The sequence below is a fragment of the Rhizobacter sp. P5_C2 genome, assembly GCF_054049715.1.
Genome location: NZ_JBFULV010000061.1, coordinates 1 through 14,259, shown reverse-complemented (window position 1 = coordinate 14,259; position 14,259 = coordinate 1). Strand labels below are relative to the sequence as shown.

At 67.9% G+C, this 14,259-nt stretch carries 15 protein-coding genes; 3 read left to right on the top strand and 12 right to left on the bottom strand.

The window, feature by feature from the left end; translation table 11 throughout:
* Positions 1-57 precede the first annotated feature (57 nt).
* The 5 genes from ACXJLU_RS21280 to ACXJLU_RS21260 all read right to left on the bottom strand — a co-directional run bounded on the left by ACXJLU_RS21280 (position 58) and on the right by ACXJLU_RS21260 (position 3,442).
* Positions 58-210, bottom strand: coding sequence for an alpha/beta fold hydrolase (locus tag ACXJLU_RS21280; RefSeq protein WP_457334385.1), 153 nt, complete (start codon positions 208-210; stop codon positions 58-60).
* Between the two features lie 19 nt (positions 211-229).
* Positions 230-1,345, bottom strand: coding sequence for an ABC transporter substrate-binding protein (locus ACXJLU_RS21275; RefSeq protein ID WP_457334383.1), 1,116 nt, complete (start codon positions 1,343-1,345; stop codon positions 230-232).
* A 90-nt stretch (positions 1,346-1,435) separates the two neighbouring features.
* Positions 1,436-1,825 carry a nuclear transport factor 2 family protein gene (locus tag ACXJLU_RS21270; RefSeq protein ID WP_457334381.1) on the bottom strand — a complete coding sequence of 130 codons (390 nt, stop codon included), beginning with the start codon at positions 1,823-1,825 and terminating at the stop codon, positions 1,436-1,438.
* Between the two features lie 4 nt (positions 1,826-1,829).
* Positions 1,830-2,729 (bottom strand): MBL fold metallo-hydrolase, encoded by a 900-nt coding sequence (locus ACXJLU_RS21265; protein ID WP_457334379.1) that lies wholly within the window; start codon positions 2,727-2,729, stop codon positions 1,830-1,832.
* Positions 2,730-2,803: 74 nt separating this feature from the next.
* On the bottom strand, positions 2,804-3,442 hold the full coding sequence (locus tag ACXJLU_RS21260; protein WP_457334377.1) for a DsbA family protein: 639 nt from the start codon (positions 3,440-3,442) through the stop codon (positions 2,804-2,806).
* Positions 3,443-3,519: 77 nt separating this feature from the next.
* On the opposite strand from ACXJLU_RS21260, the gene ACXJLU_RS21255 reads away from it, so the two are divergent.
* The gene (locus tag ACXJLU_RS21255; protein ID WP_457334375.1) at positions 3,520-4,488 is read left to right on the top strand and encodes a LysR family transcriptional regulator; all 969 of its coding nucleotides are present in this window, start codon (positions 3,520-3,522) and stop codon (positions 4,486-4,488) included.
* A 182-nt stretch (positions 4,489-4,670) separates the two neighbouring features.
* On the opposite strand, the gene ACXJLU_RS21250 is transcribed toward ACXJLU_RS21255, so the two are convergent.
* The 7 genes from ACXJLU_RS21250 to ACXJLU_RS21220 are packed head-to-tail and all read right to left on the bottom strand — an operon-like array spanning position 4,671 to position 10,886.
* Complete coding sequence (locus ACXJLU_RS21250; protein WP_457334373.1) at positions 4,671-4,940, bottom strand: class I SAM-dependent methyltransferase; 270 nt, start codon at positions 4,938-4,940, stop codon at positions 4,671-4,673.
* Entirely contained in the window at positions 4,937-5,857 is a 921-nt protein-coding gene (locus ACXJLU_RS21245; RefSeq protein ID WP_457334372.1) for a TauD/TfdA dioxygenase family protein, read from the bottom strand. Before ACXJLU_RS21245 ends, ACXJLU_RS21250 begins: the two co-directional genes overlap by 4 nt.
* A gap of 39 nt (positions 5,858-5,896) precedes the next feature.
* Positions 5,897-7,252 carry an LLM class flavin-dependent oxidoreductase gene (locus ACXJLU_RS21240; RefSeq protein ID WP_457334370.1) on the bottom strand — a complete coding sequence of 452 codons (1,356 nt, stop codon included), beginning with the start codon at positions 7,250-7,252 and terminating at the stop codon, positions 5,897-5,899.
* Positions 7,253-7,266: 14 nt separating this feature from the next.
* Positions 7,267-8,124, bottom strand: coding sequence for an ABC transporter ATP-binding protein (locus tag ACXJLU_RS21235; RefSeq protein ID WP_457334368.1), 858 nt, complete (start codon positions 8,122-8,124; stop codon positions 7,267-7,269).
* Positions 8,125-8,158: 34 nt separating this feature from the next.
* Positions 8,159-8,950 (bottom strand): ABC transporter permease, encoded by a 792-nt coding sequence (locus ACXJLU_RS21230; RefSeq protein WP_457334366.1) that lies wholly within the window; start codon positions 8,948-8,950, stop codon positions 8,159-8,161.
* The gene (locus tag ACXJLU_RS21225) at positions 8,950-9,795 is read right to left on the bottom strand and encodes an ABC transporter permease (RefSeq protein WP_457334364.1); all 846 of its coding nucleotides are present in this window, start codon (positions 9,793-9,795) and stop codon (positions 8,950-8,952) included. The genes ACXJLU_RS21230 and ACXJLU_RS21225 overlap by 1 nt, the downstream gene beginning before the upstream one ends.
* Positions 9,792-10,886, bottom strand: a complete 1,095-nt coding sequence (locus ACXJLU_RS21220) for an ABC transporter substrate-binding protein (RefSeq protein ID WP_457334362.1) — start codon at positions 10,884-10,886, stop codon at positions 9,792-9,794. Before ACXJLU_RS21220 ends, ACXJLU_RS21225 begins: the two co-directional genes overlap by 4 nt.
* Before the next feature lie 467 nt (positions 10,887-11,353).
* Between ACXJLU_RS21220 and ACXJLU_RS21215 the strand changes: the two genes are divergently transcribed.
* On the top strand, positions 11,354-14,032 hold the full coding sequence (locus ACXJLU_RS21215) for a glycoside hydrolase family 48 protein (RefSeq protein ID WP_457334360.1): 2,679 nt from the start codon (positions 11,354-11,356) through the stop codon (positions 14,030-14,032).
* Between the two features lie 15 nt (positions 14,033-14,047).
* A partial coding sequence (locus tag ACXJLU_RS21210; protein ID WP_457334358.1) for a hypothetical protein occupies positions 14,048-14,259 on the top strand: 212 nt, incomplete at its 3' end.

The window sequence follows — 14,259 nt, the reverse complement described above, 5'->3', positions numbered from 1 at the left end:
GACCCGCATCCGTTCACGGACGCGTCGTCACATAGAAAGGACGGGCCGCGTGTGCGCTCAGGCCTTGCGGGTGCTCTTGACGAACGCCGCGATGTGCGCGGCGGCCAACTCGGGCTGCCGGTGATGCGGGGCATGGCCGGCGCGCGGGAAGGTGAGCAGGTTCAGCGTCGGCAACTGGCCGCCCAGGGCATACCAGTTCTCGACCGGCACCTGCGGGCTGCGGCCGCTGTCAATCCTTCAGCGGCGAGATGCCCTGTACCGGCCCGATCAGGCGCTCGAACAGCGTCTTGAGCCGCTCGACGCGTGCCCGGTCGCGCATGAACGCGAGAAAGTCCGCTGGGCTGGTGTTGTACTGGTCCAGCGGCTTCAAGCCGGCCGGCAGCGCAACGTCCTTGCGCAGCGGGAACTGGCGTGGCGACGACTGCACCGGCAAAGACAGTTGCCAGCTCATGTAGAGCCGCGCGGCTGCCGGATGCTTCGCGTCCTTGAAGATCGCACCGGTCTGCGCCCAGGTGAGGAACGGGTCGCTCTTGGGCAGCACGAAACGGGTGTTGGCCGATTCCGCCGGCGCGAAGCTGCCTGACGTACCGGTAGCGACCGCGTATTTGCCGGCCTCGACCGCATCGCGCGGCGTCTGCGTGCCGCGCACCCACTGCACGCCATTGGCCTGCAGCTTCTCCACAAAGCCGATGCCGTACTTCTGAATGATCTTGTCGAACACGTACAGCACCGCATCGTCGTCATGGGGGTACGCGATGACGATGCGGTTCTTGAACTCGGGCTTCAGAAAGTCGGTGTAGTCGCGCGGCGCGTTCTCCGCCGTCACCATGTTTTTGTTGTAGCTGTTCGCGAAAGTCAGCATGAACAGCGCCGTGAAGCGGCCCTGCGGATCCTTGTATCCGTCGGGCACTTGGTCCCAGCCGATCGGCCTGTACGGCAGCAGAACGCCGGCTGAGGCCCAGTGGTCGAAGTCGTGCAGCGTCTGCAGATGCGCGACGTCGACCTTCAGGTCCTTGCGCAGCAGTTCCTCTTCGATGCGCCCGTCGTGGTACTTGCTCAGATCGACGACGATCTCGACCTTCATGCCGGGAAACTGGCGCTCGAATCCTGCCTTGATGCCGAAACCCTGCGTGACCTCGTCCCCGCCGGCATACACGGTCAACGTGCCGCCTTCCTTCAGCGCCGCCTGGTAGAGATCCTGCAGCGTACGGCCTTCGCCATCGCGCTCAACGGCAGCTGCCGATGCAGAAGAGGCGGGCTGCGCATGAGCCGGCAGAGCGAATGTCGCGGCTGCAAGCATCAGGCTGGCGAGCGCGGCTCGAACGGAAAAGGTGGTCAGATGCATGGGATGCCTTTGTTGTCGATGAATCGGTGGCCGGTGCTCGCGGCAACTGATTGAGCTGGCGGCGGGATCTCGTTCGTTGACGTGCGACCGTCAGCTCATGGCTTGATGCACGAGCAGCGTGTCCGTGAACTGCTCAAAGGCCACGATCTGCCCGCCCTGCAACTTCCAGACGTGGGCCACGCGAGCCTGCATTGCCTTCCCCGTGGCCCGGTTCGTGCCGTGGTAGGCCCCCACCCCGATGACCTGGTCCCCACCGTCGATGAGGTTGTGCAGTTCGAATCGGTAGTCGATCCAATCCCTGCCCAGAACGGCAAAGACGTTGTCGGCCACCGCCTGCGGACCGACCCACGTGCCGGCACAGGGAAAGCCCGCCATCTCGGTCCAGCGCACCTGCGGCGACACATCGAGCATCATCTCGGCGATGTTTCCCCGCGCCGACGCTGCGTAGTGGGCACGGACGATGTCGATGTTGGTCGTCATCGCCTCAACCCCACTTCATCTCGCCCTTGGCGACCTTGGCACCGATCTGCAGCGCCACGCCCATGCCGGCATTCGGATAACGCTTGGTCATGGCCGCGATCAGGGCGGTGCTGTCAGCGGCCTTGGCCAGCTCTTCCTCGAACGCCACGAGGTAGTCGCGGGTGTAGCGGATCGCCGTTGCGTCGGTTGCGGCACTGGGCGCCATGTGGCCCGGCACCACCACAGCCGGCTTGCGGGCTGCCATGGCGTCGAGCGACTTCACCCAAGCCGCGCGGGCTTCGGCGCCCTGTGTGTCCGCTGTCCACACGTGAACGCCCGAGAACAGCAGCACGCCGCCGAAGATGGCTTTGAGCGAAGGCGCCCAGATGTAGCGGCGGTTGGCCAGGCCAGCTGCATCGGTGATCTCGAGAGTCTGCCCTTCCAGGGCAAGCGTCCGGCCGTCAAAGGCTTCGGGCATCACGATGTCTGCCAGAGCCTGCGGACCGTTTTCCTTGAGCTGCGGTCCCCAGGTCGCCAGCTTCTTCTCCACGTTGCCCTTGATGGCCGCGATCGTGGCCGACGCAGCGATCACCTTGGCTTCGGGAAACGCCGCCTTGATGGGGGTGAGGCTGAAGTAGTAGTCAGGATCGCTCTGGCTGATGTAGAGGGTCGTGAGCTTCTTGCCGCTGGCCTTGATGGCCTCGGCGAGCGCCTTGCCGTCGGGAAGCGTGAAGCCGCCGTCGATCAGGACGGCTTCGTTCGCGCCGGAGATCAGCACCGGGGCGCGGAAGAATCCGTTCTCGCCGGCGGGGAAGTGTTTCCAGGTCAGTTGGGTCGTCGCAGCCATGGCGTTGTTCACTCCTAAGATGGCCGTCGCGACACCCGCGGCGGCTACAGTTTTGATGGCGTCTCTTCGCGTTGTCATGGGGTCGTTCCTTTTACCAAGTTGAATGGGTGGCGGGTTGCCGGGGCGGGCCCGACGATGGGCTCAGGCACCGCTCAAACCGCCTCCAGCTGACCGATCAGTGCCTGTGGGTCGGAATAGGCAGCCGCGTGATCCAGCACCCGGCGCTTCGTACCGGATTCGGCAATCAAGGTCGGCACGCCGCGAGCGCCGAACTCCTGCATCAACGCCTGGGCGCGGCCCACGCGGGCAAGGGTGGCGTCGAGCAGATTCGCATCGGGGTTCGCAACCCTCGCGGCAGCCTCCTCGAGATCGAGCACCTCCAGAACAGCGGCCAGCGTCACCAACGACGTCACGTCGCTGCCATCCACGTAGCGCGCACGCTGGATGGCCTTGAGGGCTTCCAACTCTCTGGCGGGCGCCGTCAACGACACGGCAGTCAGCGCCACCGTGGCGGGGCCGCTGTCGAAGAGCCGCTGGCGATCACCGAGAACCCGACGACGATAAAGCTCGGTGAAGCGCTGCCCCGTCAGGCGTTCGATGCGCTGGTCGTTGGACCAGGCGAAGGCCGCGAACGCATCGTCCATGGGCCGCGCGCCCTCGCCGGAAAACAGGCCCGTCGGCAGCAGTTCGATGCTGACGCGCGGGATCTCCAGCAACCCGGCAACAGCCGGCGTGGCGCCATAGCACCAGCCACACAGCGGGTCGAACAGGTAGTGCAGGGTCTTGTCCATGGGGTTCTTGGTTGGCTTGCGATGGATCGTAGGCACTCTCGATTGACTCTTAAATACATACCTGATAAACACAACGTATGCTAAAAATATACAGTCAAGGCGAGAATGGTTTGGGCGGTCTTGGGAATCTGCGCCGGCTTGCCTATTTCGTGTCCGTCGTGGAGACCGGTTCGTTCACTGCGGCAGCGGAGCGCCTGGGCATCACCAAGGCCGTGGTCAGCCAGCAGGTTGCCCGGTTGGAGCGCGAGTTCCGCACCTCGCTCCTGGTTCGCACCACGCGCAAGGTGCAGGCCACCGAAGCCGGCCAGGCGTTCTACCTGCGCTGCGCCCTGATCCTGCGCGAGGCAGAGGATGCCTTCGACGAATTGGGCGAGTCGTCGACCGAGCCGTCCGGCATGCTGCGGCTGACTGCTCCTTTGGACTACGGTGTCGGGGTCGTCGTACCCGTCATCGCCACTTTCATGCAGCGCTATCCCGCCTGCAAGGTCGACGCCATCCTGAGCGACCAGACGCTGAACATCATGGGCGGCAACATCGAGCTGGCGATTCGTGTGGGTTGGCTGGCCGAGACTGGGCTGCAGGCGCGAAAGATCGGATCCTTCCGGCAATTGCTGGTGGCATCTGCGTCCATGGCGCCGCAGGTGGCGCGGCTCAGTCGGCCGCAAGACATTGCGAACTTGCCGTTTGTCGCCAACACCGCCCTGCGTGACCACCTGAGGTGGAATTTCTCGCTCAACCAGGACGAGCGCGAGATCGAACGCGAGACCGTGAACGTGCAAGCCTCGATATTTCTTGATGCCACGCTCGCCGTGCGCGAAGCCGTGTGCTACGGCGCGGGGCTCTCGGTGCTCCCGGACTATGCGGTCGCAGGCGATCTCGCGGCCGGGCGCCTCATCCACGTGCTGCCTCACTGGCAGCTGCCCTCCGGCGGCATCCACACGGTCTTTCCGGCGGCCCGCTTTCGGCCCGCCAAGGTCCGCGCCTTCGTCGATCTGCTGGCGGACAGCGAGGCGCAACGGCAAGGCTTGCTGCAGCCAGCCACATAGCGTCTGCGCTCCGGCAACGCCGCCCGGCACACCGCCTCCATCGAGAGCTCGCCTGCCGGCAAGGCCTCGAGCAAGGCGCTGCGCACGCGCTCGGTGCTGCTCGCTTGCCGTTCCAGGTCGGCCAGGCATTCTTCTGGCTACCTTTCCGCTGCGCAGAGGGTGCCTCGGCGCCGGAAAAATGATCAGGTCGCGGGTCGGCGTGCGCTCGCGAAAACGAGGTGGCGCTGCAGCGGAATCGTCACGCTTCGCTCGGCCACCCAGGCCCCGAGCAGACCGGTGCCGCAGCCGACGTCGAGCACCCGCTGGCCGTGCTGCAGGCCGAGCAGCGCGATCAGCTGCTTGCCGTGCTCGAACTGCCGGAACCCGACGCGGTCGCAGGTGTCGGCCAGCTCGGAGGTGTCGTGGTCCAGCCGCACCTCGGGCCCCGCCACCGCAGCCGGACCCGCCGTCATGCGGTGCTCCGCGCCGGGTTCGGCCGCACCCGGCTGCGCTGCCCGTCGACCGCCACCGGCGCATCGCCGCTCACCGTGATGCGCCGCATCACGCGGTGGGCATCGCCGTAGTCGTTGATCGCGTAGTGCTGCGTCGCGCGGTTGTCCCAGATCGCGACATCGCCTTCGGCCCAGCGCCAGCGCACCGTGTTCTCGAGCCGCGTGATGTGGTTCTGGAAGATCGCGAACAGGTGGTCGCTGTCCTGCGTGTTGTAGCCGATGAAGTTCTTGATGAAATGGCCCGAGACCAGCGTGCGTTCGCCGGTCTCCGGGTGCACGCGCACCAGCGGGTGCTCGGCCTGGATCAGGCGCCGGGTGAAGACCTCCTGGTAGCGCTTCGCGCCGTGCGCATCGGGTGTCACGCGGGTGGCCGCGTAGTCGTAGTCGTTGCCGTGCAGCGCCCACAGGTTCTCGGCCAGCGCCTTCAGCGCCGGCGTCAGCTCTTCATAGGCGGCCGCGGTGTTGGCCCACACGGTGTCGCCGCCGTACGGCGGCAGCGTCACCGCGCGCAGGATCGACACCTGCGGGTACGCGACCTCGAAGGTCACGTCGGTGTGCCACGAGTTCGCGCGCCCGCCGTGGTTCGAGTCGAGTTCGAGGATCTGCGTGCCGTCCTTCGAGGGCACCGTCGGATGGTCGACCAGCTCGCCGAACAGCCGCCCGAAGGCCTGCTGCCCGGCATCGTCCAACTGCTGCTGGCCGCGGAAGAACAGCACCTTGTGGCGGTACAGCGCCTGCTTGATCGCGCTGAAGGTCGCGGCCGGCAGCGCGCCCGACAGGCGCAGCCCGCGCACTTCGGCGCCGATGCGGCCGGCCTGCGGGGCGATGTCGAGTTCGGTGGTGGTGGCAGTGGTCGACGGGGTCAGGACAGCACTCATGGGAATCCTCCTGGTGGGTCGTTGGAACAATGGCGTTGATCAGGCAGCTTGCGCCGCAGCGGCCTGCACATAGCGGCTGGCCGGTCGCTCCAGCCCGAGGTTCTCGCGCAGCGTGCGGCCTTCGTACGCGGTGCGGAACAGCCCGCGGCGCTGCAGCTCCGGCACGACCAGGTCGACGAACTCGTCGAGCGATTGCGGCAGCACCGGCGGCATCACGTTGAAGCCGTCGGCGGCGCCGTTCTCGAACCACGATTGCATCTGGTCGGCGATGGTCTGCGGCGTGCCGACCACCACCCAGTGGCCGCGCGCGCCGGCCAGGTATTCGTACAGCTGGCGCACCGTGAACTTCTCGCGCCGCGCGAGTTCGATCACCACGTGGGCGCGGCTGTTGATGCCCTTCGGCGGCTCGGGGTACCAGGGCGGCGGCGCGTCGAGGTCCCAGCGGCGCAGGTCGTCGTTCGGCCAGAACTGCACCAGCGTGTTCAGCCCGACCGAGGGGTGGATCAACTTCTGCAGCTCGGCCCACTTGGCCTTCGCCTCGGCCTCGGTGCGGCCGATCACCGGCGAGATGCCCGGCAGCACCAGCAACTGCCCGGGGTGGCGGCCGTGCTTTGCCATGCGGCCCTTCACGTCCTGGTAGAAGGCGAGTGCCTCGGCCTCGCTGGTCCACGCGGTGAAGATGGCCTCGGCGGTCGCGGCCGCGAGCTCCTTGCCGTCTTCCGACGAGCCGGCCTGCACGATCACCGGGTGGCCCTGCGGCGAGCGCTCGATGTTCAGCGGGCCTTTCACCTTGAAGTACTTGCCGACGTGGTTCAGCGCGTGCAGCTTCTTCGGGTCGAAGTACACGCCCGATGTCGCATCGCGCACGAAGGCGTCGTCGTCGTAGCTGTCCCACAGGCCCTTCACCACGTCGACGAACTCGTGCGCGCGCTCGTAGCGCACGGCAGGGTCGGGGTGGGCGTCGAGCCCGAAGTTGCCGAACACGTTCTCGGCGGCGGTCGTCACGACGTTCCACGCCGCGCGGCCCTTGCTGAGGTGGTCGAGCGACGCGAACTTGCGCGCCAGCAGGAACGGGTCTTCGTAGGTGGTCGACGCGGTCGCGACGAAGCCGATGTGCTTCGTCACTGCCGACAGCGCGGCCCACAGCGTGACCGGCTCGAAGTACGAGACGCGGCCCTGGCGGCTCAGCGACTCCTCGTCGCCGCGGTGCTGCAGGCCGGGGCTGTCGGCCACGAAGACCTGGTCGAACAGCCCGCGCTCGGCGGTCTGTGCGACCTGGATGTAGTGGTCGATGTTGACGCCCGAGTCGATCTGCGAGCCCGGGTGGCGCCACGCGGCGACGTGGTGGCCGGTGGCCATGATGAAGGCGCCGAGGCGCATTTTCCGGTCGGACATGGGACTCCTCCTTGTCAAAGCGCGAAGCGCAGCCCGGCCGGCAGCGCGGAACGGGTGCCCGTGCGCTCGTCGTCGGCATCCTGGCGGCCGGCATGGCGGGCCCGCATCGCCTGCTCGGCCTCGCCGGCGAACTCGGCGAGCACGTCCTCCTTGACGCGCGAGAACGCGAGGCCGACGCGGTCGCGCGGGTGGTCGAGTTCCACCGGCACGATGCGGCGGATGCGGCCCGGCCGTGGCTCCATCACCACCACCTTGTCGCCGAGGTACACCGCCTCTTCCACGTCGTGCGTGACCAGGATCATCGTGATGCCCTCGGCCTGCCAGATGCGGTGCAGCTCCTGCTGCAGGTGGGCGCGGGTCAGTGCGTCGAGCGCGCCGAAGGGCTCGTCGAGCAGCAGCACCTCGGGCCGGTTGACGAGCGCACGCGCGATCGCCACGCGCTGCGACATCCCCCCCGACAGCTGGTGCGGCCAAGCCGTCTCGAAGCCCTCCAGCCCGACCAGCGCGATGTGCTCGCGCACCGTGTCGGCCTTCTGTTTCTCGCTGAGCTGGCCGTTCAGCAGCCCGAGCCCGATGTTCTGCTCCACCGTCAGCCACGGGAACAGCCGGTGCTCCTGGAACACGATGCCGCGGTCGAGGCTGGTGCCGACGATGCGCTCGCCGTCGAGCAGCACCTCGCCCTGGTAATCCTCCTCCAGCCCGACGATCAGCCGCAGCAGCGTGGACTTGCCGCAGCCGCTGCTGCCGACGATGCTGACGAACTCGCCCGGGTTGACGGTCAGCGTGATGTCCTGCAGCACGGGCAGCGGGTCACCCTGGACCTCGTACTGCTTGCTCAGGTGCTGGATCTGCAGGGTGCCGGCGTGTGCCATGGTGGGTGTTCTCGTGGGGTTTCAGCAGGGGTTGTCAGAACTGCGCGACCGAGCGGCCGCGCCAGGCGAGCGCGCGGGCTTCGATGCGGCCGGCGATCCAATTCAGCGAGAAGCCGACCAGCCCGACCACGATCACGCCGAGCAGCACCAAGTCCATCAGGAAATGCTCGCGGCCGTCGATCATCGTGTTGCCGATGCCTTCGCCCGAGACCAGYAGGTACTCGGCGCCGAGCGTGGCCAGCCACGCGTAGATCAGCCCCAGGTGGATGCCCGCGAAGATCGACGGCGAGGCCGCCGGCAGGATCACCCGGGCCCAGGTCTGCAGCCGGGTGAACCTCAGCGTGCGAGCCACTTCCAGCAGGTCGGCCGGCACGCTGCGGATGCCCTCGAAGGTGTTCAGCACCACCGGGAAGAACGCCGCCAGCGACAGGAAGGCCACCTTGGCGGCATCGCCCAGACCGAACCACACCGACAGCAACGGGATCCACGCGAACAGCGAGATCTGCTTCAGCGTGTGGAAGCTCGGGCCGACCAGTTTCTCGAACAGTCGCGAGGCACCGAGCGCCGCACCGAACGCGAGGCCGCCGAACGCGCCGATCGCGAAGCCGATCAGGTCGCGCCGCAGGCTGGCGGCGAGCGCCGAGAAGACCTGGCCGGACGTGACCTGCTCGACGGCGGTCTGCCAGACCTTGCCGGGTGACACCAGCAGCGGCGAGGTCGACCAGCCGAAGCGCACCGCGGCCCACCACGCGAGCAGCAGCAGGGCAGGCAGCATGAAGCCGCGCAGGGGTTTGGGAACGAGCTGGGGAATTCTTGCTGCCGACATCAGAAGGCCTCCCGGCGCCAAGCGAGCAGCCGGCGCTCGATCAGCGCGAGCAGCTTGTCGAGCGCATAACCGACCGCGCCGACCACCGCCACCGCGGCCAGCACCACGTCGAGCTGGAACAGCTGGCGGCCGTAGACGATCATGAAGCCCAGGCCCTCGCTCGACGCGAGCAGTTCCACGACGACGAGGGCGAGCCACGCATGCGTCAGCCCGTAGCGCACGCCGTTCCAGATCGGCGCGAGCGCGGCCGGGAACACCACCTTCGACAGCATCTGCCAGCGCGTGAACTTCAGCACCCGCGCGACCTCGATGTGGCGCGTCGGCACGCCCTGGATGCCCTTGTAGGTGTTGAGGGCGATCGGCACCAGTGCCGCCTTGCTGATCAGGATGACCTTCAGCGCCTCGTCGATGCCGACCAGCAGCATCAGCAGCGGCAGCCAGCCCAGCACCGGCACCTGCGCGAAGACCTTGAAGCTCGGGTAGACGTAGTCCTTGACCGTCGGCGACAGGCCCATCGCGACGCCGAGCGCCAACCCGCCGGCCAGGCCGACCGCGAAGCCGGCCAGCACGCGCAGCAGGCTGATCTGCAGGTTGGCCCACAGCTCGCCGCTGAGCAGCGATTCCTTGAAGGTCAGCGCCACCGCCTCGGGGGCGGGCAGCACCTGCGGCGCGACCCATTCGAAGTGCGCCGCCAGCGCCCACGCGGCCAGCAACACGAGCGGCAGCGGCCAGGCGAGCAGCCAGTCGCGCAGCGGTCCCTTCTGCCGTGGGAAAGCGCGTGCCGGCCGCGGCACGGCAGACTCCCCGGACACCGTTGCAATGGGGACCGTCAGGTCGCTGCTCATCGCGCCGCCGCGACGCTGCTGCCGACCAGCTGGCCATCGGCCGCGTACTCGGGCCACCAGCCTTCGAGCTTCTGCGACTTCAGTGCGGCGTTCAGGAAGCGCCGGTCGAACCAGGTGTCGATCTCGGGCTTGCTGCGGATCAGCTTCAGCCTGAAGGCCTCGTCGGTCGCATCCTTGTAGCGGGCGACGAGGAAGGGGTCGAGCAGCGGCGACAGGCGCACCCGCAGCGGCTGGCCGGTGAAGTCCTCGCGCCAGAACTTCTCCGGATACTCGGTCTTGCCCCATTGCGCGAACAGCTCGCCGCGCTGCGCTTCATCGGAATAGGTGCGGGCGGTCTTCACCACCGTGTCGACCACGCGCTGCACGATCTGCGGGTGCTTCGCCGCGAACTCGTCGCTGACCAGCAGCACCGTCTGGCGCGTGTAGCGGAACGAGTCCTGTGCGGCCGACCAGACGACCTTGGCCGTTCCCTTGTCGCGCAGCACGAACAGCTCGACGTAGCCGAAGGCCGCGTCGATGTCCTTGGTGGTGAGGGCGGCCTGGGCGGCGGCGGTGTCGAGGTTGATCAGCTTGAGGTCGCTCTCCTTGAGGCCCTTGGCCGCCAGCGCGCGCACCGCGGCCAGGTGCAGGTTGGTGCCCTTGAAGACGGCGACGCGCTTGCCCTTCAGGTCTTCGAGCTTCGTGATGGTGGAGTCCGGCGGCACGCCGAGGTAGAGCCCGTTGCGCACGCCGCTGCCGACGATGATGTGTGTCTTGACGCCGCCGGCGCGGTGAACGATCGACGGCAGGTCGCCCTGCCATGCGAAGTCGAGCTGCCTGTTGACGAGGGCCTCGTTGACGGCCGGGCCGGCGCCCTTGAAGAAGATCCACTCGACCTGGATGCCGTCCTTCGCGAACTCCTGCTCGAGCTGGCCCTGGGCATTGACGAGGCCGACGGTCGAGCTGCCGGTGCGCGGCGGCGTGCCGACACCGCCGGTCGCGACACCGATGCGGATCGTCGTGGGCGTTGTGGGCGTCTGCGCGAACGAGAGCGTGGCCGCGGTGAGCGTCACGAGCAGGGCGGCGAGGCGATGCCGGAGTGTCAGGTTCATGGTGTCCACCAGAGAAGCAGCGATCGGTGCGAGACCTTAGGAGTGCGGGCCGGCGCTGTGAACTGCGCATTTCGCGCTTGCATATCTGCCCCTGCCGCGGCGCGGCGACACGACGCGTTGCATCTGATGGGGCTAACCCGGATGCCGCGAGCGCGCGACCGGCGGCACACTGGTTGCGTTGAAATCGATTTCAACCGCAGTTGTAGACAAACCGTCCAGAACATGACGGCGCGCCGTCGCAAGACCGCCGCGCCGAGGGAAAGGAGACACGGAATGATGCAGTTGCAGTCCTCCCGCAGGCCATTGGCCACCCCTGAGCGCCCGGGCATCCCCAGCCCGTCCTGACCCGCGCTCGAACACTCCGCGAATCGTTGTACCCACCGCTGCGCCCCGGCGCCGCGGTGGCGCTGTGCGCTTGATCGCAGTTTCATTGCAGTGAAAACGTTTTCACAACAGGAGACATTTCGATGAAGACCCGATTCCACATGCTTTCGGCCGTTGCCGCCGCCGTGCTCGCCCTGTCGCTCGCCGCACCGGCGCGCGCCGCCGATGCCGAGTACACGCAGCGCTTCCTGACGCAGTACAACAAGATCAAGGATCCGGCGAACGGCTACTTCAGCAGCGACGGCGTGCCGTACCACTCGATCGAGACGCTGATGGTCGAAGCGCCGGACTACGGCCATGAGACGACCTCCGAGGCCTACAGCTTCTGGCTCTGGATGGAGGCGCAGTACGGCCGCGTCACCGGCGACTGGGCACCGTTGAAGGCCGCCTGGGCGACGATGGAGAAGACCATCATCCCGCCCACCGCCGACCAGCCCACCAACAGCTTCTACAACCCCGCCAAACCGGCCACCTACGCCGGCGAGTTCGCGCTGCCGAAGAACTACCCCGCGCCGCTGGACAACTCGGTGACGGCGGGGCAGGACCCGATCGCCACCGAACTCGCGGCGGCCTACGGCACGCGCGACATCTACGGCATGCACTGGCTGACCGACGTCGACAACTGGTACGGCTACGGCCGCTGCGGCGACGCCACCACCAAGCCGGCCTACATCAACACCTTCCAGCGCGGGCCGCAGGAATCGGTGTGGGAGACGATTCCCCATCCCTCGTGCGAGACCTTCCGCTGGGGCCGCAGCGGCGGCACGCAGGGCTTCCTGAGCCTGTTCATCGGCGACCAGAGCTACGCGAAGCAGTGGCGCTACACCAATGCGCCGGATGCCGATGCGCGTGCGATCCAGGCCGTCTACTGGGCCTCGGTGTGGGCGAAGGCGCAGGGCAAGGGCGCGGACGTGGCCGACCTCGTCAAGAAGGCGGCCCGCATGGGCGACTACCTGCGCTACGCGATGTTCGACAAGTACTTCAAGAAGATCGGCAACTGCGTCGGCGCACAGGCCTGCGCGCCCGGCACCGGCCTGCCGGACGCGAACGGCTTCCGCGACAACCAGACCTACCTGATGAGCTGGTACTACGCCTGGGGCGGCGCGACCGACACGAGCGCCGGCTGGGCCTGGCGCATCGGCTCCAGCCACAACCACTTCGGCTACCAGAACCCGCTCGCGGCCTGGGCACTGTCGACGCAGGCCGACTTCAAGCCGGGCTCGCCGACGGCGGCAGGCGACTGGGCCAGGAGCCTCGCGCGCCAGCTCGAGTTCTACCGCTGGCTGCAGTCGGCCGACGGCGCGATCGCCGGCGGCGCCACCAACAGCTGGGAGGGCAACTACGGCGCACCGCCTGCCGGCACGGCCACCTTCTACGGCATGGCCTACGACGAGAACCCGGTCTACCACGACCCGGGTTCGAACGAGTGGTTCGGCATGCAGGTGTGGTCGATGCAGCGGGTGGCCGAGTACTACCGCGCGAGCGGCGACGCGAAGGCGAAGGCGCTGCTCGACAAGTGGGTGGCCTGGGCCTCGGCACAGACGGTGTTGAATGCCGACGGCAGCTACGCCATCCCGAGCACGCTGAAGTGGAGCGGCCAGCCCGACACCTGGAACCCCGCCGCGCCGGGCGCGAACGCGAACCTGCGCGTCACGGTGGCCGATCGCACGACCGACATCGGCACCACCGCCGCCTTCGCGCGCACGCTGATCCACTACGCCGCGAAATCCGGCAACACGGCCGCCAGGACCCTCGCGAAGGAACTGCTGGACCGCGCCTGGACCCGCTACCAGGACAGCAAGGGCATCGCCATCGCCGAGAAGCGCACCGACTACCTGCGCTTCGACGACGCCTACGACCCGGCGACCGGCTCGGGCGTCTACGTGCCCTCCGGCTGGACGGGCACCAACGCGCAGGGCGCGACCATCGATTCGAACGCGACCTTCCTGAGCCTGCGGCCGAAGTACCAGCAGGACCCGCAGTGGCCGAAGCTGCAGGCCTACCTGGCCGGCGGCGCCTCGCCCGACTGGGTCTACCACCGCTTCTGGGCGCAGGCCGACATCGCGATGGCCTTCAACGACTACGCGAACATCGACGGCGACGGCAGCGGCGGCACGCCGGCCATCGTGCTGAGTGCGGGCACGCTGAGCGTGGCCGAGGGCGCCAGCGCGAGCGTCGGCGTCAGCCTGTCGCAGGCGCCGGCGGGGACGGTCACGGTGACGGTGAGCAAGGCCGCCGGCGGCGACGCCGACCTGGGCACGGCCACCACCACGCTGAGCTTCACGCCGGCCAACTACAACGTGCCGCAGAATCTGGTGATCGCCGCCGCCGAGGATGCCGACCAGGCCAACGGCAGCGCGAGCTTCAACCTGGCGGCCGCCGGCCACACCGGCGCCAGCCTCGCCGCCACCGAGGTCGACAACGACGTGGTGGTGGCCGACTGCACGATCAGCTTCGACACGAGCAACGACTGGGGTGCCGGCCAGGTGCCCGCGATCAAGCTCGGCAACACGGGCACGACGCCGATCACCGGCTGGTCGCTGAGCTGGACCGAATCGAACGACTTCACGCTGTCCAATTCGTGGAGCGCCACGGTGACGAAGAACGGCCGCGCCGTGGTGGCCACCCCGGCCGGCTGGAACGGCACGCTGTCGCCCGGCGGCAGCGTCGAGTTCGGCATGCAGATCGGCTACAGCGGCGCCAAGCCCGTGCCCAACGGGCTGGCGCTGGCAGGGCACAGCTGCACGGTCACCATCAAGTGACGACAGGGGGATGCGATGAACCACCCTCATCACACGCGGCTCGCTCCACTGGCCCTCGGGCTGATGCTGGCGGCCGGCGCCGCGGCCTGGGGCTCGCGCATGGTGATCCGGCTCGGCGAGGCGCGCACGGCCAGCACGGCCGAGTGGCGCCAGGTCGCGCAGGTCTATGCCGAGCGCAACCGGCTCGCCGTGCCGGCCTTGCAGGCGGCCGGCACGGTGCCCGGTGT

Bases quoted from the DNA above. Each gene is read 5' to 3' on its own strand.
- ACXJLU_RS21275 (WP_457334383.1), bottom strand. From the start codon at position 1,345: ATGCATCTGACCACCTTTTCCGTTCGAGCCGCGCTCGCCAGCCTGATG.
- ACXJLU_RS21270 (WP_457334381.1), bottom strand. From the start codon at position 1,825: ATGACGACCAACATCGACATCGTCCGTGCCCACTACGCAGCGTCGGCG.
- ACXJLU_RS21265 (WP_457334379.1), bottom strand. From the start codon at position 2,729: ATGACAACGCGAAGAGACGCCATCAAAACTGTAGCCGCCGCGGGTGTC.
- ACXJLU_RS21260 (WP_457334377.1), bottom strand. From the start codon at position 3,442: ATGGACAAGACCCTGCACTACCTGTTCGACCCGCTGTGTGGCTGGTGC.
- ACXJLU_RS21255 (WP_457334375.1), top strand. From the start codon at position 3,520: ATGCTAAAAATATACAGTCAAGGCGAGAATGGTTTGGGCGGTCTTGGG.
- ACXJLU_RS21250 (WP_457334373.1), bottom strand. From the start codon at position 4,940: ATGACGGCGGGTCCGGCTGCGGTGGCGGGGCCCGAGGTGCGGCTGGAC.
- ACXJLU_RS21245 (WP_457334372.1), bottom strand. From the start codon at position 5,857: ATGAGTGCTGTCCTGACCCCGTCGACCACTGCCACCACCACCGAACTC.
- ACXJLU_RS21240 (WP_457334370.1), bottom strand. From the start codon at position 7,252: ATGTCCGACCGGAAAATGCGCCTCGGCGCCTTCATCATGGCCACCGGC.
- ACXJLU_RS21235 (WP_457334368.1), bottom strand. From the start codon at position 8,124: ATGGCACACGCCGGCACCCTGCAGATCCAGCACCTGAGCAAGCAGTAC.
- ACXJLU_RS21225 (WP_457334364.1), bottom strand. From the start codon at position 9,795: ATGAGCAGCGACCTGACGGTCCCCATTGCAACGGTGTCCGGGGAGTCT.
- ACXJLU_RS21220 (WP_457334362.1), bottom strand. From the start codon at position 10,886: ATGAACCTGACACTCCGGCATCGCCTCGCCGCCCTGCTCGTGACGCTC.
- ACXJLU_RS21215 (WP_457334360.1), top strand. From the start codon at position 11,354: ATGAAGACCCGATTCCACATGCTTTCGGCCGTTGCCGCCGCCGTGCTC.